Below are 24527 nucleotides of genomic sequence, written 5' to 3' on the forward strand. Positions count from 1 at the left end.
CTCAGCTCACCCCCGCCGGGGTGCCGACCTCGCCGGTCCGCTTCAGCTTCTGCCACCTGAGCCGGCCGCCGGTCAGCGCCGTGATGCAGGAGTGGATGAGGACGAGGTACATCATCTGCCGGTAGGCCAGCTGCTGGAGCGGCATCATCAGCAGGTACCGGTACTTCTCCTTGTCCAGCCGGAACGCGTAGGCCGCGCACACCAGTTGGATGCCCAGCACCGCGAGCCACGCGAGCAGGGCCGCCTGGAAGTCGATGAAGATCATCGAGTACGCGGTGAACACGTCGATGAGCGGGGCGAACACGGGCGTGACGATCTGGAAGATCACCACCAGCGGCATGCCGACGCGGCCGAACCGCCCCGAAGGGCCCTTGTCCGTCAGGGACTTGCGGTGCTTCCACAGCGCCTGCATGGTGCCGTACGACCATCGGTAGCGCTGCGACCACAGCTGCTTCAGCGAACCGGGCGCCTCCGTCCACGCCTTGGCGTGCTCCTGGTAGACGACCCGCCAGCCCGCGCGGTGCATGGCGATGGTGATGTCGGTGTCCTCGGCGAGGGTGTCCTCGCTCATGCCGCCGACCTGGAGCACCGCGTCGCGGCGGAACGCGCCGATCGCGCCCGGGATGGTGGGCATGCAGCGCAGCAGGTCGTACATGCGGCGGTCGAGGTTGAAGCCCATCACGTACTCGATGTGCTGCCACGCGCCGATGACGGTGTCGCGGTTGCCGACCTTGGCGTTGCCCGCGACCGCGCCCACCTCGGGATCGGCGAAGGGCTGCACCAGCTGGTGCACGGCGTCCGGTTCGAAGACGGTGTCGCCGTCCATCATGATGACGATGTCGTAACTGGCGTTGCGGACACCGTTGTTGAGGGCGGCGGGCTTGCCCGCGTTCTCCTGGCGGATGACCCGGACGTTCGTCATGCCGAGTTCGTACGCCGCGTCGCGCGCGATCTCCGACGTACCGTCCGTCGAGCCGTCGTCCACCACGATGATCTCGATCGGATGGGTGCTCTGCGCCAGCGACTTGAGGGTGTTGGCGATGCACTCCTTCTCGTTGTACGCCGGGACGATCACGCTCACCGGGCGGGTGACGGTCGGGCCCCAGCTGAAACGGCGTTTGTTGCGCTGCCTGTAGTGGCGGCGGGCGAGGATCAGCATCATCCCGAAGCGGCCCATGACGGCGACGCCGACGACCATGAGGCCGACCGAGAGCGCGGGCACGGCCCACTCGGCTACGGCGACGGCGGCGATGAGGGCCTTGCCCTCGTAGAGGGTGGCGCCGGTGGCCGCACGGTGGGCGGCCTGGAGGGTGTTCACGCCCGAAGGCTGCTGTCCGACTGGCGCGTTGACCGACTGGTCCTTCTCCAGCACCCCGCTGATGGTGGTGAAGGTGTACCCCTTCGCCCTCATCTTCTCGATGTACTTGGGCAGCGCCTTGATGGTCTGCGACCGCTCGCCGCCCGCGTCGTGGAAGAGGACGGACGCCCCGTTGCTCTTGGACGGCGTCGCCCACTTCACGATCTTCGCGACGCCCGGCTTCTTCCAGTCGTCGCTGTCGGTGTCGACGAAGACGCTGGTGTAACCGTCCTCGCCGAGCTTCTGGTAGACGGGCCAGCTGTAGTTGTCGATGGCGTCCGTCTCCGAGGAGTACGGCGCCCGGAACAGCGTGGTGGTGATGCCGGCCGCGCCCGCCAGCGCCAACTGGGTCTGCTGCATCTCGCGGTTGACCCGGGCGTCGCTCTGGTAGGAGAGGTCGACGTGGGTGAAGGTGTGGATGCCCACCTCGTTGCCCTGCTCGACCATGTCCTTCACGATGCCCGGGTAGCGCGACACCATCGAGCCGACCACGAAGAACGTGGCGGGGACGTCGTACTTCTCCAGGATCTCCAACACCTGTGGTGTGTAGGTGGGGTTGGGGCCGTCGTCGAAGGTCAGGGCGATGGTCTTGTCCGGGACCGAGACGGTCGTGGCCTGTCCGCCGCGGAAGCTGAGGATCGGCCCGCCGTTGAGGATCTTGTCGGGGACCTTGCTGGAGCTGGCCCCGTCACGGACGCGCTGGTCGCCGCCGACCTCGGCGCGCAGATAGCCGTCCAGCAGCATCACGCTGGTCAGCGCCAGCAGAAGCAGCAGGGCGAGCAGGACGCGCGGTTTCTGCAGCGCCGCGGCCTTGCCCGCCGCGCGCCCGATACGGGAGGGGGCGCGGCGCCGCCCCCGGTGGGATGTCGTGGTCGTCGTCATAACGGTGCCTGCGCTCCGGTCAGTTGGCGTTCGCGGACGCGTTCACGGACGCGGACGGCGTGGGGACGCCCGAGGGCAGCGCGGGCGGGCTGCCGCTGGGCTGGACGACGTCGCCGACGCCGCCCTGCTGGCGGGCGCCCGGGCCGGTGCCGCTCTGGCCGGCGGGGCCGCCCTGGCCGCCGCCGAAGGGCAGCAGCGAGGACGGGCTCGACGTGCCGATTCCCATGAAGGCCAGGCCCAGGACGACGGCGTACCCGAGACACAGGACGCCGATCAGGAGGCCGATCCGGCGCAGCAGCTTCGAGCGGCGTCCGGAGTTGTCAACGAACACGGGTCCCTCGTCGTCGGACCCGTTGCCACGTTTGCGGCGGCGACCACGCGGGGCGCGGTTTTCGATGGCAGGCTCGGAATGCATTCCCCGGATATTAGGGAGGCTTTATGTGTCGAAAACTCGGGTTCCCATGTGAGACACCCATGAGAAACGCCTTATCCTGTCTCTTCTCTGAGAGTTCGCTGGAACGCCTGCGTAACCCTGCGCGGGGCGAATGGAGTTGAATGTACGGTTTCATTGACCGATTGGTCCGTTTTGATCGACCCTGCCCATGGATTGACTATGCGCCAACTGTCCTCATGAAGCTCAGTCGCGTGTGAGACATTTCCCCTTCAGAAACACGATTTGTTTCCGTCCTGAGACAGAAATCACGAGAGCGGGTGCATGCGCGATGCGGCGTTTCCTGAGGCCGGCGGCGGGGCTCGGTTGCCTGTTTGCCCTGGCCACGGCGGGGTGTTCGGCGAACACCGACGCGGCGTCCGACGCGGCGCCGGCGAAGAGCTCCGCGGCACCGTCCGAGACGTCGTCCGTCACCTCGTACGCCCCGTACGTCAGCGCCACCGAGGCCTCCGACACCGACTCCGCGGGGTCGCCGACGACGTACAACCTGGCCTTCGTGATCTCGGACGGCAGCAGTTGCACCCCGAAGTGGAACGGCACGACGGCGATCGACAACTCGGCCGTGGCGTCCCGGATTTCGGCGCTTAAGGAGGACGGGGCGAGCGTCCGCGTCTCCTTCGGCGGGGCGTCCGGGGAGGAGCTGGCGGAGGTCTGCGACAGTGCGGAGGAGCTGGCGCAGGCGTACGGCGACGCCCTCGACGCGGCCGGTTCCACCCAGGCCGACTTCGACATCGAGGGCGACGCGCTGACCGACTCCGACTCGGTGGAGCTGCGGTCGGAGGCGATAGCGCTGCTCCAGGAGGAGCGGAGCGACGTGAGCGTCGTCTTCACGCTTCCTGTGATGCCGTCGGGGCTCGATGACGACGCGTTGGCGCTGCTGGAGTCGGCCAACAACAGTGCGGTGCAGGTCTCTTCGGTCAATCTCATGACCATGAACTACGCGGAGTCGTACGACGGGGACATGGGCGACTACGCGATCACGGCGGCGAAGGCTGCGCATGCACAGTTGCGAGACGTGTTCGGTACGTCCGCCGCGACGGCGTGGGGTGGGATGGCGCTCACGTCGATGATCGGCACGAATGATGTGGACGGGGAGACGTTCACGCTGTCCGATGCCGCTCAACTGCGGGAGTTCGCGGAGGAGAAGGGGGTGGGGTGGGTGTCGATGTGGGCGACGTTCCGGGATCAGGAGTGCACCGGGGACGAGGATGCGCTGACCAACTGCAGCGGGGTTGAGCAGAGTTCGGGGGCGTTCGGGGAGGCGCTGGCGGGTTAGCGGCGTCTGTGCACCAGTCGGCCAGCACAGACTGTGGCGACACACTCGCCGTTCTCGTCGAGAACCGCCAAGTCCGCGCGGCCGGCCTCCTTGAGCGGTGTCGCCTGGGCGCGCGGGACCATCAGTACGTCGTTCCGCTCGGCCGCCGCGCGGAGTTCGGGCGTATCGGCGTACTCCGCCAGGATCGTCGTCGCGCCCGACTTCAGTACGGCGTGGATGACCTCGCGCGGGCTCGGGGCGTCCGGAAGCGGACTCACGAAATTGCGGGCGGGGCCGAGGACGCCCGGCCAGACCCGGACGCGGGCATCCGGAAACCGCTCGCGCAGCTCCTCCAGCGTGCCCACGGCGGCGATCCTGTCCCGCTCCACCAGGACGGCGCCGCCCTTGATCGGCTCAGAGGTCCACGTGTACCGCACCTCGTCCGCGGCATGCAGCGTACGCACTAGTTGGACGCGAGGATCTTCAGCTCAGGATGCGCCGTCCCGCCCTCGATCGCCGTCGAAGAGATGTGGGACATGACGCGCGCGTCCACCGGGTCGTTCGCCGGGTCGTCGTGGACGACCAGGTGCTCGTACGTCGTGGAGCGCTGGGCCGGGGTCCGGCCCGCCGTGCGGATCATGTCGATCATTTCCTGGAGGTTGGAGCGGTGCTTGGCACCGGCCGCCGAGACGACGTTCTCCTCCAGCATCACCGAGCCGAGGTCGTCCGCTCCGTAGTGCAGCGTCAGCTGCCCCGCGTCCTGGCCCGTGGTCAGCCAGGAGCCCTGGATGTGGGCGATGTTGTCCATGAAGAGCCGGGCGATCGCGATCATCCGCAGGTACTCGAGGATCGTGGCCTGGGTACGGCCCTTGAGGTGGTTGTTCATCGGCTGGTAGAGGTACGGGATGAAGGCCCGGAAGCCCCCGGTCCGGTCCTGTACGTCACGGATCATCCGCAGGTGCTCGATGCGCTCGGCGTTGGTCTCGCCGGTGCCCATGAGCATGGTGGAGGTGGACTCGACACCCAGCCGGTGGGCCGTCTCCATGATCTCCAGCCAGCGCTCGCCGGACTCCTTCAGCGGCGCGATGGCCTTGCGCGGCCGCTCGGGCAGCAGCTCCGCACCGGCGCCGGCGAAGGAGTCGAGACCGGCGGCGTGGATGCGCTGGATGGCCTCCTCCACACTCACCTTGGAGATGCGGGCCATGTGCTCGACCTCGCTCGCCCCCAGGCTGTGGATGACGAGCTGCGGGAACGCCTCCTTGATGGCGGCGAAGTGCTTCTCGTAGTACTCCACCCCGTAGTCCGGGTGGTGCCCGCCCTGGAACATGATCTGCGTGCCACCGAGCTCAACGGTCTCGGCACAGCGCCGCAGGATGTCGTCCAGGTCGCGCGTCCAGCCGTTCTTCGTGTCCTTCGGCGGCGCGTAGAAGGCGCAGAACTTGCACGCCGTGACGCACACGTTCGTGTAGTTGATGTTCCGCTCGATGATGTACGTCGCGATGTGCTCCGTACCCGCGTACCGCCGGCGTCGTACCGCGTCGGCGGCGGCGCCCAGCGCGTGCAGCGGGGCGTCGCGGTAGAGGTCGAGCGCCTCTTCAGGGGTGATCCGCCCACCGGCGGCGGCGCGGTCGAGGACGGACTGAAGGTCGGCCTTCTCGGTCACCGGGGCGTCCCTTTCGTCAAGGGTTGTGGACGGAAGCATCCATGTGCGCGGACCCGGCCAGCCTACGCCAGGCCGTCTTCCGGACCGACGTCAGGCCGCGTACGCCCCGATCAGCACGCCCAGGAACGCCCCCATGATCAGGAACGGGCCGAACGGGATCGCCGTCTTCCGCCCCGCTTTCCGTACGACGATCAGCGCACCCCCGTACAGCGCCCCCAGCAGGAACCCGGCGAACGTCCCGAGCATGACCGTCGCCCAGCCGTACCAGCCCAGCACCGCCCCCGTCCCGAGGGCCAGCTTCACGTCGCCGAAGCCCATGCCGGCCGGGTTGATGAGGAAGAGGACGAAGTAGCCGCCGCCGAGGGCGAGGGAGCCGTAGAGGGCGTGGAGCCAGTCGCCGGTGTGCTCGGGCACGAAGGACATGACGCCGAGCAGGGCGAGCGCAGCGCCCGCGAAGGGCAGGGTCAGCGGGTCGGGCAGCCGCTGCACCTTCAGGTCCACGACCGCGAGCAGCACGCCGACCGGCGCCAGAAGCAGCCAGACGCCGATCTCGGGCCGGGTGCCGGTGGCGGCGAGGGCGGCGCAGACGAGGGCGGTGACGAGGGAGAGGAGGGGGGTGGAGGGGCCGTAGGACCGGGGGCAGAGGGTGCATCGGCCGCGGCCGAGCCACCCTCGTACCGGATGCCCGCCGGGGCACGTCTCCCGCCAGGCCTCCCCGGCCGGTGCGGAGAACCGGTAGGCCGCCCTCGGCAGCAGCGCGCCCGCCGCCGCGCCCCACAGCGCGGCGGCGATCACGAGGAACGTGGTCATCCCACGGCCGCGACGCCGTCGCGCCACGTCGGCAGCAGCTCGTCGAGCAGCGCTTCGGTGCGCGGCGGCAGCCCGCGGGCGCCGCTGCGGGTGATGAGGTCCGCGGCGAGGGCCTGGAGGCGGGCGGTGTCGCCGGTGGAGTGGGTGGCGCGGAGCAGTTCGTGCCACAGGCGCTCGTCGCCGGGGGCGGAGTTGAGGGCCGCGTTGAGCGCCTCGATGGCCTTCTCCGCGCGGTCCTTGACCAGGTGGAACTCGGACAGTGCGAGGCCGATGTCCGCGACGAGCAGCGGGAGTTGGGCGTCGATGATCTCGTGGGTGAGCCAGCGGTAGCGGCCCTCGGGCCGGTCGGCGAGGAGCGGGCCGCGCACCAGCACGAGCGCGTCGGTGAGCAGCCGCCCGCGCACGACCCGGCTGTCGACACCGCGCCCCTGCGTGGCCTCGTGGTAGAGCGAGCGCAGCACGTCGAGGTCCGATACGACGGACTTGGCGAGCGTGAGTCGCCCGGTCGAGTCGGTCCGGAGCCGCGGGCTGCCGTCGGGGTCGGTGCCGAGCCAGGCGCGCAGCCGGTCGAGCAGGGCCTCGCGGACGTCGTCGGTGACACCGCGCGGCCACAGCGCCGAGGACAGCACGCGCGGGTGGACGCCCTCGCGGTGCAGGAGCAGCAGGGCGAGCGCCTCGTGGAGGAGGGCGCTCCGGTCGCCGTCCGGGGTGTCGAGGCCGATGATCTCGTACGGTCCCACGAGCCGCGCGTACACAGCCGGCCGCCCCTGCTCGCTGATGTCGACGAGGAACGGCGGCGCGGTGGCCGGTCCCTGCGGTTCGCGCTCGGGGTCGGACTCGACGAACAGCTCGACGACCGCGCGCTGCAACGGCACCGGCAGCAGCTGGGCGTCGAGTTCGAGGCCGAGCAGCGGGGCGAGCAGCTTGCCCTCGCCGGTGACCTCCATCTCCCAGGCGGCGCCGGGCAGATCGCCGCTCTCGGTGCCGACGAGGTAGCCGATGCCGAGCCGGCTGGCGTCGGCGGCGAGTTCGGCGAGCTTCATCGCGTCGTCGGCGGAGGGCTCGGCGGCGAGGAGGACGAGGTGCGGGGCCCAACGGGTGTGCTGGGCGGGCCCGGTGCGCCCGGTGAGCACGGAGTCATGGCCCGCGGCGCCCAACGCCCCCCGTCGCTGCCGGGTCTCGGCGTCCATCGTCTCGATGAGGTCGTCGATGGTGTCGAGGTGGCGGAGTCGGTTGGGGGCGAGCGGCGTGAGGTCCTCGCCGAAGCCGACGAGGGTGATGGTCATGCGGTCCGACCAGCCGTTGGTGGCGAGTTCGGCGGCGACGGAGGCGAAGACGGCGGCGCGGTCGGCCTCGCTGCCGGAGAGGGAGACGAGGCCGGGCACGGACTCCAGGTTGAGGAGGAGGCGCGAGTCGTCCATGGTGCCGAGGCTGACCAGGCCCGGGTACGGGGCGGCGGCGTCGACGTCCTCGTACCGCTCGGCGTCGGTGCGCGCGAGCATCCAGAACGTCTGGTCCTGCCCGAGCTGCCACGGAGCGGGCGGGTTGCCGGAGGGCTGAGCGAGCTGGAGGTGGAGGTCGCCGTTGCCGCCGAGCCAGGCCGCGTACGCGGTCGGCAGCGGACGGGACTCGGCACCGAGGGACGCGGCGAGTCCGCGCAGGGAGCGGTCGAGCAGTCGTACGCCTTCGGGGTCGGCGCCCACGAGCAGGGCGTCCTGCGCGTCGGCGGCGTCGCCGGTCGGCGTGGGCGGCTCCATACCGCGCCGCCCGCCGACGGCACCGAACGCCGACTGCCACAGCGCCTGGCGGCGACGCCGGCCGAGGGCGCCGAGGAGGCCGGCGGCGAGGAGGGGGGCGCCGATGAGGGCTTGGGGCAGACCGAAGGAGGATTCTTCTGTGGCAGCCGTGGCGTGTTGCTGGTGCTGCTGGTGTTGCTGTCCGCTGGGCTGCTGGTCGGGGGCGGGGCGCTGTTCGGGGAGGGAGACCTGGGAGGCGCCGCCGCTGCCCTGCTGGTGGCCGCCGCCTTGGGCGTGGTCGCCTTGAGCGTGGTCGCCGGTCTGGCCGTAGTCGTGGATCTGCTGCTGGGCGGCGGAGCCACCGGCCGCCTGGGGCATCTCGACGAGGTCGCCGCCGCGCGCGTCACCCGGCATCTCCATGATCCAGCCGGGGCGGATGAGGCTGGCCTCGGACAGCTTGGAGCCGTCGGGCTGCACGCGGTCCTTGTTGAGCTCGAAGATCTCCTTGTACCGGCGGCCGTCGCCGAGGTGGCGCTCGGCGATCTCCCAGAGGGAGTCGTGGTGCCGGCCCTCGGGAGGCTGGATCCGGTAGTACTTCGTGTCGTCGGACTTGGCGGTGCTGCCGCCTTGCGCGTCCGCGTGGGAGGCGGCCTGGGAGGCCTGCTCGGCGAGGGCGGCGGCGGTACTGGCCGCCTGCTCCTGCTGCTGGGCGAAGAGGCCGGGGGTCTGCTGGGCGGCGGCGACGGTACCGCGCTGGTTCCCGTCGAGACTGTGCTGCCCGATCTGCGACAGCCCCGGCGTGAGGCTGGCGGCCGTGGCGCCGACGAGGAGGAGGGCGGCGACGAGCTGCCGGGCGAGGATCTGACTGGGGCCGGCGCCCGGGACGCGGCCCGGGACCCCGACCCCCGACACGGCGGCCTTTATCTCCACGAGCACGCAGGCGGTGAACTGCGCCCAGGCGAGCCAGACAATGACGGTGAGGATGTGGAGGAAGGTGCCGGTGGTGATCGGCTGTTGCAGCCACTCCATCGGCTTGAACTCGTGCGGCAACGGCCATCCGACCGCCATGGCGAGCGCCCCGGGCACCCCGACCACCAGCACGGCCAGCGCGACGAACGCGAAGAACGCCTTCACGAAGTCCCCGAACGAACGCCGTCGGATCCGCACGGGCTGCGGGGTCCGGTTGCGGGGCGCCGGGGTCGCGGGCGCGGTCGTGTTTCCCGTCGAGCTTGACGAGCTTGAACTGCGGCGTCGTGCCATGGCGGGCGTCCTGGGTCGTGTGAGGAGGGGGTGGATGCAAGGGAGTACGAGAGTGCACTGAGCCTACAGAGATCTTAAGTACGCCGTCGAAGCCCGGGCAGACCTGTGGATAACCTCCCTGCCCCCGCCCCGACTCACTTCCTCACGACCTGCCGGAGAGGCCGGAGTTGCCCCGTTTCAGACCGGGGGGTATGCGCACCGTTCGCAATCGCCACGCGACACCCTCACGTTCCCCACACAATCCCCAATGACCCGTCATGGGCGCATTACCCGCCCCTGATAGCGTCGTTCCCCGTTGCAATCGCCAATCCTCGGGGGAGATCCATCGTGGCCCGCCGCACCCTGCCCGTCACCGCCGCCACGTTCGCTTTGTCGGCAACGCTTCTGCTCTCCGCGTGCGGCGGGGGCGACGACACGTCGTCGGACGACATCCAGGGGGCGGACACGGGGTCGAGCAGCCCGTCGGCTTCGGCTTCCGCGTCGGCATCGCCTGGCGTCGAGCGCCCGAAGATCACCATCCCCAGCAGCTTCCAGCTCACCTTCGAAAACTGGTCGAGCGGCGACCCCGTCGAGCAGGCGGTACTCGACGACGCCAAGGAAGAGGTCCGGGCCGGATACGCGGCGATCATCGCGAACGACCCTGACAGCGAGGCCGTCGCCTTCTACGACACGCAGGGCGTCGTCGGGCAGACCAAGGAGTGGATCAAGTCCTACACGGACAAGCACCTCACCGTCATCGGCAAGCTGCCCGCCTTCGCACCCAAGGTCGGTGTGGCCAAGACCGGCAGAGGCGCATCGCTCAGTTACTGCACGGACGAGAGCGCCGCGCAGACCAGGAACCTCAAGACCGGCAAGGTCGAGGGGAATCCGGCGGGCACGAACCCCTACGTCTTCTACACGGTCTCCCTGGCGAAGAACGCCCAGGGCGTCTGGCAGAACGCGTCTGTGCACTCCGAGCGAGGCGGGTGCTCCAAGTGAGCCTGCGACACCGGCTGGCACCCCTGATCGCCGGATCGCTCTCCGTGGCCCTGCTGGGCTCGACGTCCGCAGAAGCGATCGGAGAAGCGGGCACCGACACGCGAGGCCAGGCCGACGGCACCGAACTGGCTGCCTCCGCCTCGTACTCCAGGATCAAGGTCACCCAGAAGAGCGGTCCGACGGGTGGAAAGCAGGGCACCCTGTCGTCCACCGATGTGAACTGGGAGCTCCCGCCCTGCTGGTACGAGCCCCTCTTCACACCGGAGCAGTTGAAGAACTTCGCGGAGACCGACGGCAGTGGCCAGGTCAGCATCCGACAGGGGTGGATCGGATCGAGCCTGTGGACCGACCATTTCAAGGACGAGAAAGACGCTGTCAACTACTTCGGCGCCCCGGCGAACGTGAAGGGTTACAAGAACTACAACATCGGCAAGAAGGGGTACTTCTGGCACGGAGTCGCCCCGGACGTCGCCGACATCGACGACACGTCACTCTGCAATCGCCTCATGTTCTGGCAGAACGCCGGTGAGATCCCCGACGATCCGAACGCTCCCACGCCGGAGACCCTCGCCGACTACGCCTACAACAAGGTGAAGGTCCCGGAGACGAAGATCGAGCTGAAGCCGGCCACCAGGTCCACGGTGAACCTGCCGACGTGGGTCTGGCTGGACAAGGGCACTTTCCAGGAGGTCAAGGTCCGCGCCGAGCTCCCGGACACGGGTCTGTGGGCGGAGACGACGGCCAAGCCTGTCGCGCTGCATCTGAACCCCGGCACGGAGGACGCGCAGACGTTTCCCGCGTCCGGCGACTGCGAGATCAACGCGGACGGCTCGATCGGCACCCCGTATTCCACGGGCGACGCCAACAAGACTCCGCCCTGCGGCATCCGCTACCTGAAGGCCACGAGCGGCACGCCGTACCACCTCTCCGCGTCCGTGACCTGGCAAATCACGTGGGAGGGCTCAGGCGGCACCGGCGGCGACCTCCCGGACGGCACCTTCGAGACGACGCAGGACATGAACGTCCAGGAGATCCAGGCGATCAACCGCTGACGCACGGCCGAATCACGACCGCCACCCGTCAGGCCGGGTCGTCCGCGGCGTCGACGAACAGATCCTGTGCGTCGGTTGCGTGGACGGCCCGCTGGGCCCACGCCTCGAGCTGATCCGGATCGGTGCACGCTTCAACCCGTGCACGAGCAGCGTCCGGGACGGAGAACCCCCGCCATTCGAGGATCCGCAGCACCATCTCCGCCTTGGCCTGGGCCCGGCCTTCGTCGCGGCCTTCTTCACGACCTTCCTCGCGACCCTCTTCGCGCACCTTCTCGGCAACCTCGTGCCGGAAGAAGTAGTGGACCGCCATCATCAGCTCCTTCCACGTCTGCCGGGCCTCGACATCGACCAGACAGGATTCGACGAACTGCGCGAGCACGCCCGCGCTCTCGGTGTCGGTGGTCGCCAAGGCTGGCGCCAGCGGTTTCAGTACGGCAGCGGCACTTGGTCCCCGACCATGTGTCATCGCCGAGAAGGCCGCGAGGAACAAGTCCCGCTGGGCCTCTGCCTCGTCGGCGATGAGGGGCACGTTCTCAGGCCCGAGCACGAGCGGCCGTACCGCCGGCGAATGCCAGCCCGGCAGCCCCAGCAGAATCGGCTGCCTCGCCCAGCGGGCCGTGGCCCTGTCCTGGGTCAGGACGATCAGCACCGGCTCCCACTCATACTTCGCGTACAGATAGGAGGGTGAAGCCTGCCGGGTCCTTCTGACAGATCCGGTGCAGCCCTTCGTGCGGCGATCTGACCATCGATCCTCCTTTCGTACGACGTGATCAACGCCTACGCCGCGGCAAGGTCACACCACACGTACTTGCCCCGATGCCCGTTGCGCGCGAGCGGCTGCCAGCCCCAGAGGTCGGCGGAGGCCCGGACGAGGGCGAGCCCCCGCCCCTCCTCGGCGCCGAGGAGTTCGGCCAACTCACCCGGCGGCTCCGGCGGTTCAGGGTCCGCGTCCCACGCCCCGATCCGCAGCACCCCGTCCGCGCAACGCACCCTCAGCGCCGCGGGGCCCTTCGTATGGCGTACAGCGTTCGAGACCAACTCCGTCGCCAGCAGTTCGGCGGTGTCGACGAGGCGAATGAGGCCGTGCATCGTCAGGATCAGGCGGAGAGTGCGGCGGCAGATGGGGACGGCGCGGGGGTCGTTGGGGATGTGAAGACAGTACTCCCAGGGGGCGTCGTCGGTTTGGGGCATGGCTGAACTCCGTTCGAAGGGAGGGGAGTTGGCGGGCCGGTCCGGTGGCAGTGCCGCAGCCGTCATGGCAGGACGGAGTGGTGCGCTTCCGGGACTCCCGGGTTCCGCAGCGTGTGCGTTGCGTCACTGACGGTAGGTCCTCATTTTGGGACCACGCAAGTCATTGCCGTAATCTGCCCTCCGAACGAGTGGCTGCCAGAGGGCAGTTGAGGCAGGGAGGAAGCACATGCCGCGCAGGCAGCAGCCCACCGCACGACAGGAACGCCTCGGCGCCGAGCTGCGGAAACTGCGCGAAGCCGCCGGACTCAAGGGGCGCGAGGCCGCCGCGCTGCTGGGGACCGATTCAGGGCAGATCAGCCAGATCGAGGCCGGCACCGCGGGCGTCAGCGAGGAGCGCGTACGGCGGCTCGCCGCGCACTACTCCTGCACCGACGGGGAGTTGATCGACGCCCTGGTGGCGATGGCAACGGATCGGACGCGCGGCTGGTGGGAGGAGTACCGCGATCATCTGCCGACCCCGTTCCTGGACCTGCCGGAGCTGGAGCACCACGCCAGCTACCGGTGGGACGTGGACTTCCTGCACGTACCCGGCCTGCTCCAGACACCCGACTACGCTCGCGCCCTCTTCGCCTTCGTCAACCCGGAGTTCCCGGCCAGTGATGTGGACCGCTGGGTGGAGCACCGGATGAAGCGCAGGACGATCATCGAGCGGCCTGATCCGGTCCCGTACGCGACGGTGATCCACGAAGCTGCTCTACGCATCAGGGTCGGCGACCGAACCGCGACACGGGCACAACTCACCCGCATCCTGGAACAGTCCGAGGTCGAGCACATCACCGTGCGGGTCATCCCCTTCGACCTGGACGGCTTCGGCGGCGCCGGAAGCGCCATGGTCTACGCGGGCGGCCTCGTACCCCAACTGGACACCTTGGTGCGTGACAGCCCCAACGGTCCGGTCTTCGTCAACGCCGAGGCCCAACTCAGCCGCTATCGAACGCTCTTCCATAAGGTGGAGGCGCTGTCACTCGAACCTGTGCGCTCGCGTGACTTCATCCACCGCCTGACGAAGGAGCTGTGAGAGCGTGCTCACCCCCGATACGTGGACGAAGGCGTCTTACTCCGGCGGCGGCCAAGGCGACGCCTGCGTGGAAGTCACTGACCGCCACACCCACATAGCCATCCGTGACTCCAAGGACCCTACTCAGGGCACCCTCTCCTTCCTTCCCGCCACCTTCACGACCTTCATCGATGCCGTGAACGACGGATCAAAGGTCGGTCTTCGCTCCCGGCCATGACAGGCAGCGCCACCCGGAGCCGTCCCCCTCGATGAGAAAGGGCTGTGCGTGGGGCAGCGGCGTACCCCAGACCGCGGCCCCGAGCGAGCAGAGTCGGCCCAGGGCGACGGTGAGGCCGGCCACGTGGCCGACGACGGCGACGGTCTCGCCCGAGTGCTGCGCGGCGATGCGCCGGAAGGCCGCGGTCACTCGGCCCACGACGTCGAACCCGCTTTCACCGTCGGCGACTTGTCGCTCCAGGCAGCCGTCGACAACCCAGGCGCGAAGCACGTCAGCCGTCTGCCGCCGGACGCCCGGATCACTGCTCCCCTCGTGCCTGCCGATACCCATCTCCACGAGTTCAGGCATGGCCCGGAACGGAACACGGAATGCGGTGGCCAGCGCCTGCCCGGTCTGGCGTGCGCGCAGGGCGGTGCTGGAGTAGACCTGGCTGATCGGCTCCCCGGCGAGGGCCCGTGCCGCGACGGCAGCCTGCTGCCGCCCGAGCTCGGTCAACGACGCACTCGGCACGGCCCCGGCGACTCCGCCAGTGACATTCTCCGACTCACCGTGCCGCAGACACCACACCCGGACCCCGTCCTCGAAGAACGTCACCGAGCCCTCCTCGTCGTCCTCTGAAGTGCCTCGTCAGGTGATGCCGCCGCCGTGCGGCGCAGGTTCGGTGGCGATGACATGCTGCAGCTGCCAGCGGGCCTCCTCCCAGCGGGCGCTGCGCGCGACGAGCCGCTCGTCGGCGCCGCCAGAGGTCCGTTTCGCATACCAGCGGCCGGCCTCGGCCTGAAGTTCACGCGCGACGTCCCGGCAGGTGATCAGCGAACTCCGCATCACGTGATCGCGCACGTCCTCCATCATCCGCTGACAGCCGACCCGAACGGCCTGCACCGCCAGTCCTGCTCCCCGAGCAAGCAGATGCCGGTCGCCCTCCCACCGCTCGGCGGTCACGCTGAGCTGCTCATGCGCCGTGAGCAGCCGAGGAGTCGCCTCACCGAGCTCGATCGCCTCATCTGCGGCCGCGAGGTACTCCAGGCACGCGGCCATCACGTCGTCCTCGATCTCCGCCCGCTGGACGTCAAGCATGTGATGCGCGAAGTCCAGAGCCAGATGCGCAGCGCGTTTCTCCTCGACCTGGTCGAGGAGATCGTCGATCAGTTTGGGAAGAACGATCACGTCTTTCTACCGTCCCCACTCACCACGGCCACGGCTGAGGATCTGCAGCAGCTTCTCGGTGTCTCCCGTGGCGATCTCAAAATTTCCGGACCTGATGCCGACAGCCTCTGCGGCCCGAGCGGCGTTCGTAAACTGGTTGCCCTTGGTGACCTTTTCGCTGTTCATCTTGTGGTCAACGACCCACCCGACCCGGTTCTTCTTGTCCGTCATGTCTACGATCACAAAGTCTCCCTCGGCCTGCTTGCCGTGCGTGCGATAGACCCGCAGGTTGGTGCGCTTCTGCAGGAGCGCTTGCACAAACTCCCGCTCCGGCGGGCTCATCTCGAACGGCGTCCCCTTCTTCACCTGCTGTCCCGCTCTCACCCGGATCGGCTGGTAGGGAGAGAGACCATAGGGGTCAGACCACGTGAGGGGGTCGTGGACGTAGGTGTCCGGGTTGGGTGCCGCGCTCAATCCCAGAGGATCCGGGCTGAGATACCGTCCCGTCTCGGGGTCGTAGTGCCGGTGCAGGTTGTAGTGGTGCCCCGTCTCCACGTCGTGGTACTGGCCCGGGAAACGCAATGGTGTGTAGGCCGTGGCGTCGTGGTTCCAGGTGGTGGCGCCCCACAGGGTCGCTGTGCGGCTCCATGCGACACCACCCTGCTCGTCGAGCAGCTGTGTCGGTGATCCGATGGAGTCGGTGACGATGGCGTAGAAGCGGTTGTCGACCTCTTCCTGCGACATGGCATCTTCCTGCGTTACGGGCGCGGCCCTCATGTAACGCTCCGACTGCGCCAGCGGTTCTATCCCGCTCTCGTCGAACTCCCATGTCATCGTCTGCACAGTGGGAACATCCGTCACACTCATGCTCTGCTCCACCAGCATCCCCTCGTGCCAGGTGAAACAGGTCTCCTCCAGCACCGTCCGCCCGTCGGCGGCCAAGTGCTGCTTGGCAATGCGGCGCCCCAACGGGTCGTACCGGTAACGCCACACGCTCCCGTCGGGAACGGTGACCCCAGTCAGCCGGTCCTGGGCATCCCAGACATACCGCCAGACATCGGGCTTCCGGGAGAGACGGACCCGGCGCCGTACGGTGAGACGCCCGCTCGCGTCATGCTCGTAGCGCACATGCCCGGCCGAGACAAGACGGCCGCCCTCGTACTCGCGTGCTCCGGTAGCGTCCGCGCCGGGATGGAACGCGGGCCAGTAAGCCTCCACCTGGTTGCCGAGGGCGTCATAGGCGTACGTTTCCGTCCAGTCGGCCGCCCGGACTTGAGTGATCCTGCCGTCGGCGCCCAAGGTGTGCTGCCGGTCACCGACCGCGGCCAACGCCCCGTCCGGACGCCACGTGTACTCCTGCGGGGCCGACACCGGACCCCGCGGACCGCTCAGGCCGCTGCTGAGCAGCCGGTCCATGACGTCCCAGGACTGCGCCAGGTGGACCGTGCTTCCCCAGCTGCGCCCGGTCTCCCGCCCCACCGGGTCGTGCGCGGAGGTGATGGTACGACCGCCAACGGCCAGCACGGTCCGCCGACCCGCCGCGTCGTAGGAGTACGCGGTGTCGGTCCCCGCCGGCGTCCGGCGCCGGATCAGCTGCCCCACGGCGTCGTACGTCAGGTGCAGCGTGCGCCCGTTGACCGTCTCCGACGTCAGCAGACCCGCGGCGTCGTAGGCACGGGTCAGCTGCCCCTCGGACCACACGGCGCCCACCAGTCGGCCCATGGGATCGTAGGAGAAGTCGGTGGCCTCGTCGTCCGCCTCGGTGCGCGACACCCGTCCCATGACGTCCCGTGCGTGCCGGACGACCTGGCCGGTGGGGGTCGTCCGGGCGATGAGCCTTCCTGCAGCGTCATACTCGTAGCGAGCCACACGGTCGCAGAAGTCCGACTCCGCGACCAGACGCCCAGCCGCGTCGTACGCGTAATCCCAGGCACGGCCGTCGGGCCGGCTCACGCGAATGAGCCGGAGCGAGGGGTCGTACTCGAAGCGGTACCGCACGCCGCCCGGCTCGGTGCGGGCACTGAGCAGGTCGAAGTGGGTGTACTCGTAGTACGTCACGGCGCCCGTCCCGTCCGTGTGGCTCGTACAGTTGCCCTCGGCGTCGTAGGTCCACGATTCGGTCGAACCGTCCGGGTGCGTGGTGCTGAGGAGCTGCCCCTCCGTGTTCCACCGCCACCGTGTCACCGTGCCGAGAGGGCCGGTCTCGGAGACGGTCCGGCCGAAGGCGTCACGCTCTTGGACGGTTCGGTTCCCGAGCGGGTCGGTCACTTCGATGCCTAGTCCCGCCGAGTTGCAGACAAGGCGCGTTGCACGTCCGAGAGCGTCCACGAACTCGGTGAGGCGCCCCTGCCCGTCGTAGCGGAAGTGGCTCGTCGCTCCGGTCGGGTCGGTGAGGGTGAGACCGTTGCCGCGGTCATCGTACGTACGCTGCCACCGCTCGCCGTTCGGCGTCACTGTCTCGGTCGGCAGGCCCAACTCGTTGTAGACGACGATGGACCGGTTCCCGTCCGGGTACCGGATCTCCAGAGGTCGGCCGAATTCGTCATTGCGGTACTCCGTCGTGTGGCCCAGCTCGTTCGTGTGCGACGTGACGTGGTGGTGCTCGTCGTAGGAGGTCCGAGTGGTGTGGCCGAGGGGGTCGATCTCTGCGACGACCTGACAGTTGTCGTTGACGACGAAGCGGGTGACGGCGCCTTCCGCAGTCGTCAAGGTCGTGATGCGGCAGCCGGGCCAGGCAGGGTCGGTGTCCTCGTAGTCGAGGGTGATGGCGATATGACCGGCCTCGCCGCCCTCGGCGACACAGCGGTCCCGGGCGTCATAGGTGTAGGCATAGCGGCTGTCGTTCGAGTCCGTCCAGGACGTGATGCGCAGCCGGTGGTCGTAGCTGAACCTCAGGGGCGAACCTGATGAGTTGAACGTCTCGGTGAGATTGCCGTCGGTATAAGCGAACCGCTTGATGAGCACGTCCGAGCCGTCCTCCGCGGCACCGACGAGACTGAGGGAGGTGACCCGGCCGTCCTCGGTGGCCAGGGCGAGGTGGTAGCCGCTGGAGTGGCGAATCGCCAATGGGGCGCCGTAGTCGTCGTATTCGAAGGTGATGGCGTGCTCGTTGCGGTCGGTGATTCGTGCCAGAAGCGCGAGGCCGTCAGTGGTGGGGTGGGCGAATTGACGAGTGAGCCCCGTATACGGGTCCTCGATTGCGTACCCGCCGTCGTCCCCTCGGATCAGCGGCCATCGGGGCCCTGCTGTGGGCAGTACGGGGGCGTGGGTATCGGCCGGATGGGGGTAAGAGAGGAGCAACCCGTCCTCGGTGACAAACACAACCCCCTGCTCGTCGACTTCGAGGCGCTGGTCGACGGTGGAGGACCAGGTCGGGCCAAACCACCAGCCGCAGCGGTAGTCGGAGGCGACTCGGCGGGTGAACTCCAAAGGCAGCAGACCCGGCAGATACACATCGGACTGCGGGAGGTACATGGCGCCGGTGGCCATGTCCACGGGGTCACTGCCCTTGGACCGCACCACGTTCTTGAGGCGGTTGAAGGCTCCCTTGGATCCGTCGAGCAGCCCGCGAGCGCTCTTGCCCAGGCCTTTGACACCGAGAGCCATGCCCTTGAGTCCGGTCTTACCGAAGGCCTTGAGCCCCTTGGCGAGGCCGCCGAGGGTGGTCAGCCCCTTCATCCCCGGTATGCAGTCCAACGCCGCCAGGCCCACATCCCACAGGGAGGCCTGGCCTTTGGAGTATTTGTAGAGCGTGTCGGCGAGCACGACGAGGGCCGCGATCAGCACGATCGCGCCGAGGATCGGCCCACCGATGATCATCGCGATGACACCGACCACCGCGACGACGATCTTGCAGACGGCGACGATGTTGTCCCAGTTGTCGGAGAACCAGTCCCCGACCTCCTCCCACCACGACCGGTTCTGAATACCGGCGTCGGAGGCCTCGTCGATCTTCGTCTTCGCGGTGTGCGCGGCCTCCTCGCGCATCTTGCGCGCGTCCTCGGCCATCTTCTTCGCCGCGGCCAACGCACCCTGAGCGTCGTTGACGTCCGACTGGGCGCTGGTCTGCGCGGACTTGGCATGCTGAGCATCCCGGGTGGCGGCTCGGACCTTGCCCTCGTCCGGCTTGTCACCGCCCGACTTACTTCCGGTGGGATCGTCCTTGTACTTGTCGGCTTCCTTGTTCGCCCGCGTCACCCACGAATCGGCCGACGCCAGGCGGGAGTTGGCGGAGGACAGGTCGCTCTGAGCTTCCCGGCCCTTGGCCAGGGCACGGTCGGCCAGCGCCTGGGCGCGCTCCAGCTTCGGCCAGAAGTCGGTCAGCGCGTCGCCGCACAACTCGTACGACTTCTTCAGCTTCTTCAGGTTCTTCGGGACGTCCCCGAACTCGTCCTTGAAGACCTCCGCCGACTTGCCGGCCCACTCCAGCAGGGTGTCCTCACCCGCCATGCCATTGACCAAGCGAAGGGCATCCGAGACGTCATCGGCGAAGTCGTGGAGTGTCTTCGCCAGCAGCTTGATCCGGTCCGGATCACCCGGCGTCGGGTCCTTGTCCAGATCCAGGACATGCCAGTCCGTGGGCCGATGCCCCGCCATACCGCAACCCCCGTCACGCGTGCATCACTATCAACAGCCATGTGCACACGCGAACCTACAGGGAACAGCCGTTCGGCGCGAGAAACAGCATGTCATCAGGGCCGGCGGCGACTGCGCACAGCTCGCCACGCGTCGCCGACGGGCTCGAGCGGCCGCATCCACCGCAGCAGCGTCTCCCGCACCGTCACGTACACCCACCGCCGCTTCAGCCACGGCGGGAGGTCCCGGAAGGGTACGAACGTCAGCGTGTCGTCGATCGCATGGTCTGCGGCACCGCCCAGGCCCTCGGCGCGCAGGGCGTCGTACAGCTCCGGAGTCAGGCGACCGTCGAGGCGGGCGAGGTGGGCGGTCGCGGTGAAGGGGAAGTCGCGGCCCGGGCCGGGCAGTAGTTCCAGGGCGCGGATGATCCGCGGGGAGACCACCTCGGGCGGGCAGTTGAGGGCGAGACCGATCACCGCGGCACCCAGGCTGTCGTCGTTGCGGTCGAGCGCGGCGTCAACTTCGGCCGGGTCGTCCATGCCGAGCAGGCCCTCGCCGGTTTCCCAGTTCCAGTCGCGGTTCATGCCTCACGCTCTTCTCCGGTGTCTCGTCCCATGACCCAGGCCTTCAACCTCGTCACGGCCCACGCCAATTGATCAGCATCGGCCAACTCCAACACCTCGTCCGTCACCTCACCGCTCGCCACGGCCGCCAGCTGTAGCTGCGCCTCCCCGCTGGCCCAGACGATCAACGCCCCCAGGCGGTCCGGCCCTTCGAGGCTGAGGCACGCGCTCTGTTTGGGGTGGTTCGCGGTCGGTGCCTGCCAGGTCACCTCGAACCGTGTCCCTTCCAGCTCCGCGCGCAGGCGGTCGTACGACGTACGCAGGTCATCCAGGCCCATCGAGCAGCACACCCTCCAATGCATGGGCGTACGCCCTGACGCCCGTCCTCGCCGTCTCCGGCGTCGGCGAAACCGGTCGCAGTACGCCCGGCAGGAACGCCACCCGCCACATCCGGAAGACGTCCGACACGGACCTGGGCACTGCGAGTGCCGCCGCCCTCCGCATTGCCGCTACGACGAGAGTCGTTCCCCTCTCCACCCCCGGGCCCCGCGCCACGGCGGCGCCCACCAGCCCCTCCATGAGCCTGGCCAACTGCAAGTCCGCACCCATGCCGAGCATCCGCCGCAGCACCAAGGGGTCGTCGACGTTCGGTGGATACTCCTCGATGCAGCCCGAGTGCAACATCAGGGACTCGGCCGTCACGTCCCCCGACCCGTCGCCCCAACCGCCCTGTCGCTCGAAGAGCCGCATCGTCTCGGGTGAGAAGTCGCCGACCGCCTGTACCACCGCGAGCAGCCCGTCCAGTTCGGCGCGGTGTGCCGTCACGAAGGTGGTCAGCGTCGACGACCCGGCCGCGGCCGCCAGGTCCAGTACCGACCACAACGGCCCGAAGACGTCGTACGCCAGCCCACGTTCGTCGGCCCCGACCACCGTCAACCGGTGAACCGGAACGTCGACGTGATCGCGTCGAAGATGTCGAAGAAGGAGTCCGCCAGGTCCAGGACCTGGCTGCTGCCGCCTACCAGGGCGACCTTGCCCTCCTGGCCGGGTACGGGGATGTATGTCTGCATCAGGACCGCGCGGATCGTGCGGTTCAGGGCGTCGCCGGGTACGACGATGTCCTCGATGCCGTACGTGCGTGCCGCAGGGCCCACCCCCGGGATGTCCACCGTCGTCACCTTGCGCCAGGAGTCGCCCTCCTTCTTGGCTTCCTTGACGGCGAGTTGGCTCGCGATGACGGACGGGTCGGTGGAGAGGGGCTCGCCGCGTTCGTTGCGGCCGCCGACCATCGACACCGTCACCGAGCCCGTGATCGGGGTGTCGCCGCCGAAGTTCTCCGCCATGCAGCCGCAGTACAGGGCGCCCGACTTCCAGGCGTCCGCCGCGGCCTTGCGGAGGAAGTCCATGTACACGTCCTTGTACGGGGACAGCTCCGGGCGCTGGGCGATCCGGTCGTTCACCATGCGGCGGATCGAGTCGTCACGGGACTCCGGGCGTACGTCGAACTCCCACCACGACTCGGGGACCTTGATACGGAAACCCCCGCGCTCGACCGTGAGCGCCTCCATGTAGCGGGCCATGACGTCGACCTTCCCCGTTGTTCCCCGTGGTTCGGAAGTACCGCGCGTTTGCTCGATCGCTCGCTGCAACCGTTGCGTTGTACCGTGCACGTCAGACTACGAGATCGGCACCGGAACCGGGGGACGGGGACATGGGACAGAACGGCAAGAGTGACCTCTCGCTCCCGCTGAGCGAACTCGAGGACTACGGACGCCGGCTGCGGTCGATCAAGACCCGCCTCAACCACACCAAGAAGCTCTTCGAGCAGTACAAGGACGACATCGGCGACGGCAGCGTGAACGACGCCCTCGACGACTTCGAGTCCAACTGGGAGGACGGCCGCGAGGACATCACGCAGCAGCTCGACGCGCTGTCGAAGATGTCGGACGCCGTCGTCCGGGAGTTCAAGAAGCTCGACGACGAACTGGCCAAGCAGGTCAACGACAAGATGAAGACCGAGGACAAGCGGCCGAAGAAGGAGAAGTAAGGCCGGGCGGCCGTCGTCCGGCTCATACTCCGCCCAGCAGGGAGGCCAGTCCCTGCTCCAATTCCCGCCCCACCGGCTCGCCACCCGGCTCCGTGATCGTGTACGTGCGCAGCAGGAAGCGGTGGAGTGTCGTCGTGTCGAAGAGGACGATCGCCACGCCCTCCGGCGCCCGGAACTCCACCGCCGTGCGCGTCGGGCCGTACGGGCGGACGTGTACGTTCCCCACGCCCGCCGGGCTGCCCAGCCCCTCCTCCAGAAGGCTGCGGGCGAAGGTCCAGGTCAGCTCCTCGCCGTCGAGCGAGATCCACGCGGGGAAGAGGAGGTGGACGGCCAGCGGGTCGGCCGAGGTGTAGCGGAGGGTCAACGTGACCGCCAGCTCCTCGTCGTCGGGGGTGAGCAGGCTGGCGCCGGTGGGCTGTTCCAGGGTGATGGACATGGTGGGCGGTCTCCGTTGCGGGGTGGGGCGGGGCACAGCAGGGCAGGGCGGCGGCGAGTTGGCCGACGTACTGGTACGAGCACGCAAGTGGCCTGTGCATTACGCCGGTTACGCAAGATGTTGATGTGACCTGCATCACTTTCCATGGCGCTTGAAACTTTGATTGAAAGTTTTGTCATCTACGCTGACAAACCCTTCCCTGCCCCCTCCCCACGCAGGCCCTGGAGCGTTCCGCCATGTCCGACGGTTCCACTTCCACCGCTTCGAACTTCTCCTACGCCCGGATGTACGAGGAGCAGCAGCCGCGCCTCGTCGCGTACGCCCGCTCCCTCACGCGGAACTCCTGGACGGCCGAAGACCTCGTCGCAGAGGCCCACTTCAGGGTGTGGCGGCGGCTGGCCGAGGGGCACGAGATCGAGAACGTGCCGGCGTATCTGATGACGACCGTGCGCCATCTCGCGAGCGCCGCCGCCGGAACTGCCGTACGGGAGACGCCTCAGGACCCGCAGAGCGACGAGCGGGGCGAGGTGCCCGCTCAGACGCGGGGCTGCGCTGATCCTGCCGAGCAGGTGTCCGCCGTCGATCTACTCGTGCGGGTGCTGGGGCAGTTGCCCGAGCGGTGGGTCAAGGCGCTGTGGCTGGCGGAGGCGGAAGGGCAGCCGCTCGCGGCGATCGGGCCGCAGGTGGGGACGAAGGACGGGGCTACGGCCGTGCTGCTGCACCGGGCACGGGAAGGGATGCGGCAGGCGTTTCTCCGCACCCAGACCGGGGCACCGGACGACCCCGCCTGCCAGGTGCACTGGGCACGGATGCCCGCGTATGTACGGGGTGCCGCCACGGAACGGCAGTCCGAGCGGCTGCTCGGACACGTGGACGCCTGCGACGACTGCCGGGCGCGGCTGGCGGCCCTGATGAGCGCCAACGACCGGTTGCCGGCGCTGGTCGGGCCCGCGTTGCTGGTGTTCGTGGCGGGAGGTGCGGGCAAGTACGTGCTCACGGCGGCGGCCGCGGGGGCCGCGGGGCTCAAGGGCGGCGGGGTGCTGGAGGGGGTACGCCATGTCACCGCCGGCGGCGCCAAGGCCGCGGTCGCGGCCGGTGCGGTCGTGGCGGGCGCCGCCGTGGTCATCCTCGCCCTCGGCCCCGGCTACTCCACGCCGACTCCGGCCGAGCGGACGCCGGTTGCGGAGGCACCGGCGGGGCAGGTACCGGTGGCGGAAGGGCCGGTGGCCGGTACGCCAGTGGCCGATGCGCCGGGGACCGGTTCGGCGGCGGCTGATACGCCGGTGGCGGGCGCGCGGGGTGACGACGGTGGCAGTGGCGATGGCGGTACGACGGTGCAGCCGGCCAGCGCTGAGCGAGGCGACGGGTCGTCGGTCGACACGCGTACGCCGGGCGCCGATGAGCCGGCGCCGCCTCCGAGCGAACCCACGCCCCCTTCCGTCCTTTCGCCGACCGCCCCCGCCCCGGAACAGCCGACACCGCCCGCTGAGGACACACCGGACCAGCCGACACCGCCCGCCGAAGACACCCCGGACAAGCCCGCGCCCCCGGCCAAGGACACCCCTGAGGAACCAGCACCGCCCGCAAAGAACCCGCCGGCACAGCCCGCGCCACCCACGGACGACACCCCGGACCAGCCCATACCCCCAACCAAGGACACCCCCGGGGAGCCCACCCCGCCCGCCGACAACCCGCCCGAGCAGCCCACCCCCCCCGCCGATTACGCCCCGCCGAAGCCCGCCCCCCCCCCCCCCGCCCCCCCCCCTCCACCCCCCCCCCCCCCCCCCGCCATGCCCCCGATCCGGCGTCCGGTCAGCCCCGGCACCAGCC

General features: G+C 69.0%; 22 protein-coding genes and 1 pseudogene. 7 read left to right on the forward strand and 16 right to left on the reverse strand.

The features are described from left to right. Position 1: 1 nt before the first annotated feature. Both IQ210_RS43385 and IQ210_RS43390 read right to left on the reverse strand, forming a co-directional pair. Positions 2-2239, reverse strand: a complete 2238-nt coding sequence (locus IQ210_RS43385; RefSeq protein WP_194084763.1) for a bifunctional polysaccharide deacetylase/glycosyltransferase family 2 protein — start codon at positions 2237-2239, stop codon at positions 2-4. Between the two features lie 19 nt (positions 2240-2258). Then, positions 2259-2570, reverse strand: coding sequence for a hypothetical protein (locus IQ210_RS43390; protein ID WP_314203186.1), 312 nt, complete (start codon positions 2568-2570; stop codon positions 2259-2261). A gap of 391 nt (positions 2571-2961) precedes the next feature. Here IQ210_RS43390 and IQ210_RS43395 point away from each other — a divergent pair, with 391 nt between their 5' ends. After that, positions 2962-3966 carry a chitinase gene (locus IQ210_RS43395; RefSeq protein ID WP_194084765.1) on the forward strand — a complete coding sequence of 335 codons (1005 nt, stop codon included), beginning with the start codon at positions 2962-2964 and terminating at the stop codon, positions 3964-3966. On the opposite strand, the gene IQ210_RS43400 is transcribed toward IQ210_RS43395, so the two are convergent. The 4 genes from IQ210_RS43400 to IQ210_RS43415 form a co-directional block, all read right to left on the reverse strand. Then, complete coding sequence (locus IQ210_RS43400) at positions 3963-4409, reverse strand: imidazolonepropionase-like domain-containing protein (RefSeq protein WP_194084766.1); 447 nt, start codon at positions 4407-4409, stop codon at positions 3963-3965. The genes IQ210_RS43395 and IQ210_RS43400 overlap by 4 nt on opposite strands. Continuing rightward, positions 4409-5608, reverse strand: coding sequence for a cyclic dehypoxanthinyl futalosine synthase (gene mqnC, locus IQ210_RS43405; RefSeq protein WP_194084767.1), 1200 nt, complete (start codon positions 5606-5608; stop codon positions 4409-4411). Before mqnC ends, IQ210_RS43400 begins: the two co-directional genes overlap by 1 nt. Positions 5609-5698: 90 nt before the next feature. Continuing rightward, positions 5699-6418 carry a prepilin peptidase gene (locus IQ210_RS43410; RefSeq protein ID WP_194084768.1) on the reverse strand — a complete coding sequence of 240 codons (720 nt, stop codon included), beginning with the start codon at positions 6416-6418 and terminating at the stop codon, positions 5699-5701. Further along, positions 6415-9414 (reverse strand): BTAD domain-containing putative transcriptional regulator, encoded by a 3000-nt coding sequence (locus IQ210_RS43415; RefSeq protein ID WP_194084769.1) that lies wholly within the window; start codon positions 9412-9414, stop codon positions 6415-6417. Before IQ210_RS43415 ends, IQ210_RS43410 begins: the two co-directional genes overlap by 4 nt. Before the next feature lie 327 nt (positions 9415-9741). On the opposite strand from IQ210_RS43415, the gene IQ210_RS43420 reads away from it, so the two are divergent. Then, a complete protein-coding gene (locus IQ210_RS43420) occupies positions 9742-10392 on the forward strand; it encodes a hypothetical protein (protein ID WP_194084770.1) in 651 nt (216 codons plus the stop codon). 2 nt (positions 10393-10394) lie between these two features. Then, complete coding sequence (locus IQ210_RS43425) at positions 10395-11444, forward strand: hypothetical protein (RefSeq protein WP_228049528.1); 1050 nt, start codon at positions 10395-10397, stop codon at positions 11442-11444. A gap of 28 nt (positions 11445-11472) precedes the next feature. Here IQ210_RS43425 and IQ210_RS43430 read toward each other — a convergent pair. Together IQ210_RS43430 and IQ210_RS43435 are read right to left on the reverse strand one after the other, a co-directional pair. After that, positions 11473-12126: pseudogene (locus IQ210_RS43430) on the reverse strand (hypothetical protein); the annotation flags it as partial. Between the two features lie 95 nt (positions 12127-12221). Then, positions 12222-12635 (reverse strand): ATP-binding protein, encoded by a 414-nt coding sequence (locus IQ210_RS43435; RefSeq protein WP_194084771.1) that lies wholly within the window; start codon positions 12633-12635, stop codon positions 12222-12224. 226 nt (positions 12636-12861) lie between these two features. Between IQ210_RS43435 and IQ210_RS43440 the strand changes: the two genes are divergently transcribed. Continuing rightward, positions 12862-13713 (forward strand): helix-turn-helix domain-containing protein, encoded by an 852-nt coding sequence (locus IQ210_RS43440; RefSeq protein ID WP_194084772.1) that lies wholly within the window; start codon positions 12862-12864, stop codon positions 13711-13713. 4 nt (positions 13714-13717) lie between these two features. Beyond that, complete coding sequence (locus IQ210_RS43445) at positions 13718-13930, forward strand: DUF397 domain-containing protein (RefSeq protein WP_194084773.1); 213 nt, start codon at positions 13718-13720, stop codon at positions 13928-13930. Here the strand turns inward: IQ210_RS43445 and IQ210_RS43450 are convergent. The 7 genes from IQ210_RS43450 to IQ210_RS43480 form a co-directional block, all read right to left on the reverse strand. Further along, positions 13901-14524: a histidine phosphatase family protein gene (locus IQ210_RS43450; RefSeq protein WP_322658230.1), complete on the reverse strand. Its 624-nt coding sequence runs from the start codon at positions 14522-14524 to the stop codon at positions 13901-13903. The genes IQ210_RS43445 and IQ210_RS43450 overlap by 30 nt on opposite strands. A 33-nt stretch (positions 14525-14557) precedes the next feature. Beyond that, positions 14558-15097, reverse strand: coding sequence for a hypothetical protein (locus tag IQ210_RS43455; RefSeq protein ID WP_194084774.1), 540 nt, complete (start codon positions 15095-15097; stop codon positions 14558-14560). Between the two features lie 6 nt (positions 15098-15103). Next, positions 15104-19672, reverse strand: a complete 4569-nt coding sequence (locus IQ210_RS43460) for a DUF6531 domain-containing protein (protein ID WP_194084775.1) — start codon at positions 19670-19672, stop codon at positions 15104-15106. Positions 19673-19767: 95 nt separating this feature from the next. After that, positions 19768-20235 carry a hypothetical protein gene (locus tag IQ210_RS43465; protein ID WP_194084776.1) on the reverse strand — a complete coding sequence of 156 codons (468 nt, stop codon included), beginning with the start codon at positions 20233-20235 and terminating at the stop codon, positions 19768-19770. Further along, on the reverse strand, positions 20232-20552 hold the full coding sequence (locus IQ210_RS43470; protein WP_194084777.1) for a hypothetical protein: 321 nt from the start codon (positions 20550-20552) through the stop codon (positions 20232-20234). The genes IQ210_RS43465 and IQ210_RS43470 overlap by 4 nt, the downstream gene beginning before the upstream one ends. Further along, on the reverse strand, positions 20539-21150 hold the full coding sequence (locus IQ210_RS43475) for a hypothetical protein (RefSeq protein ID WP_194084778.1): 612 nt from the start codon (positions 21148-21150) through the stop codon (positions 20539-20541). The genes IQ210_RS43470 and IQ210_RS43475 overlap by 14 nt, the downstream gene beginning before the upstream one ends. Further along, a complete protein-coding gene (locus IQ210_RS43480; RefSeq protein ID WP_194084779.1) occupies positions 21147-21794 on the reverse strand; it encodes a hypothetical protein in 648 nt (215 codons plus the stop codon). The genes IQ210_RS43475 and IQ210_RS43480 overlap by 4 nt, the downstream gene beginning before the upstream one ends. Before the next feature lie 131 nt (positions 21795-21925). Here IQ210_RS43480 and IQ210_RS43485 point away from each other — a divergent pair, with 131 nt between their 5' ends. Beyond that, positions 21926-22261 (forward strand): hypothetical protein, encoded by a 336-nt coding sequence (locus IQ210_RS43485; RefSeq protein WP_059193017.1) that lies wholly within the window; start codon positions 21926-21928, stop codon positions 22259-22261. 22 nt (positions 22262-22283) lie between these two features. Here the strand turns inward: IQ210_RS43485 and IQ210_RS43490 are convergent, their stop codons facing one another. Beyond that, positions 22284-22697, reverse strand: coding sequence for an SsgA family sporulation/cell division regulator (locus IQ210_RS43490; RefSeq protein ID WP_194084780.1), 414 nt, complete (start codon positions 22695-22697; stop codon positions 22284-22286). Between the two features lie 236 nt (positions 22698-22933). Here IQ210_RS43490 and IQ210_RS43495 point away from each other — a divergent pair. Beyond that, a partial coding sequence (locus tag IQ210_RS43495) for a sigma factor (protein WP_194084781.1) occupies positions 22934-24527 on the forward strand: 1594 nt, incomplete at its 3' end.

It is taken from the genome of Streptomyces justiciae, from assembly GCF_015163075.1.
GTDB classification, from domain to species: domain Bacteria; phylum Actinomycetota; class Actinomycetes; order Streptomycetales; family Streptomycetaceae; genus Streptomyces; species Streptomyces justiciae.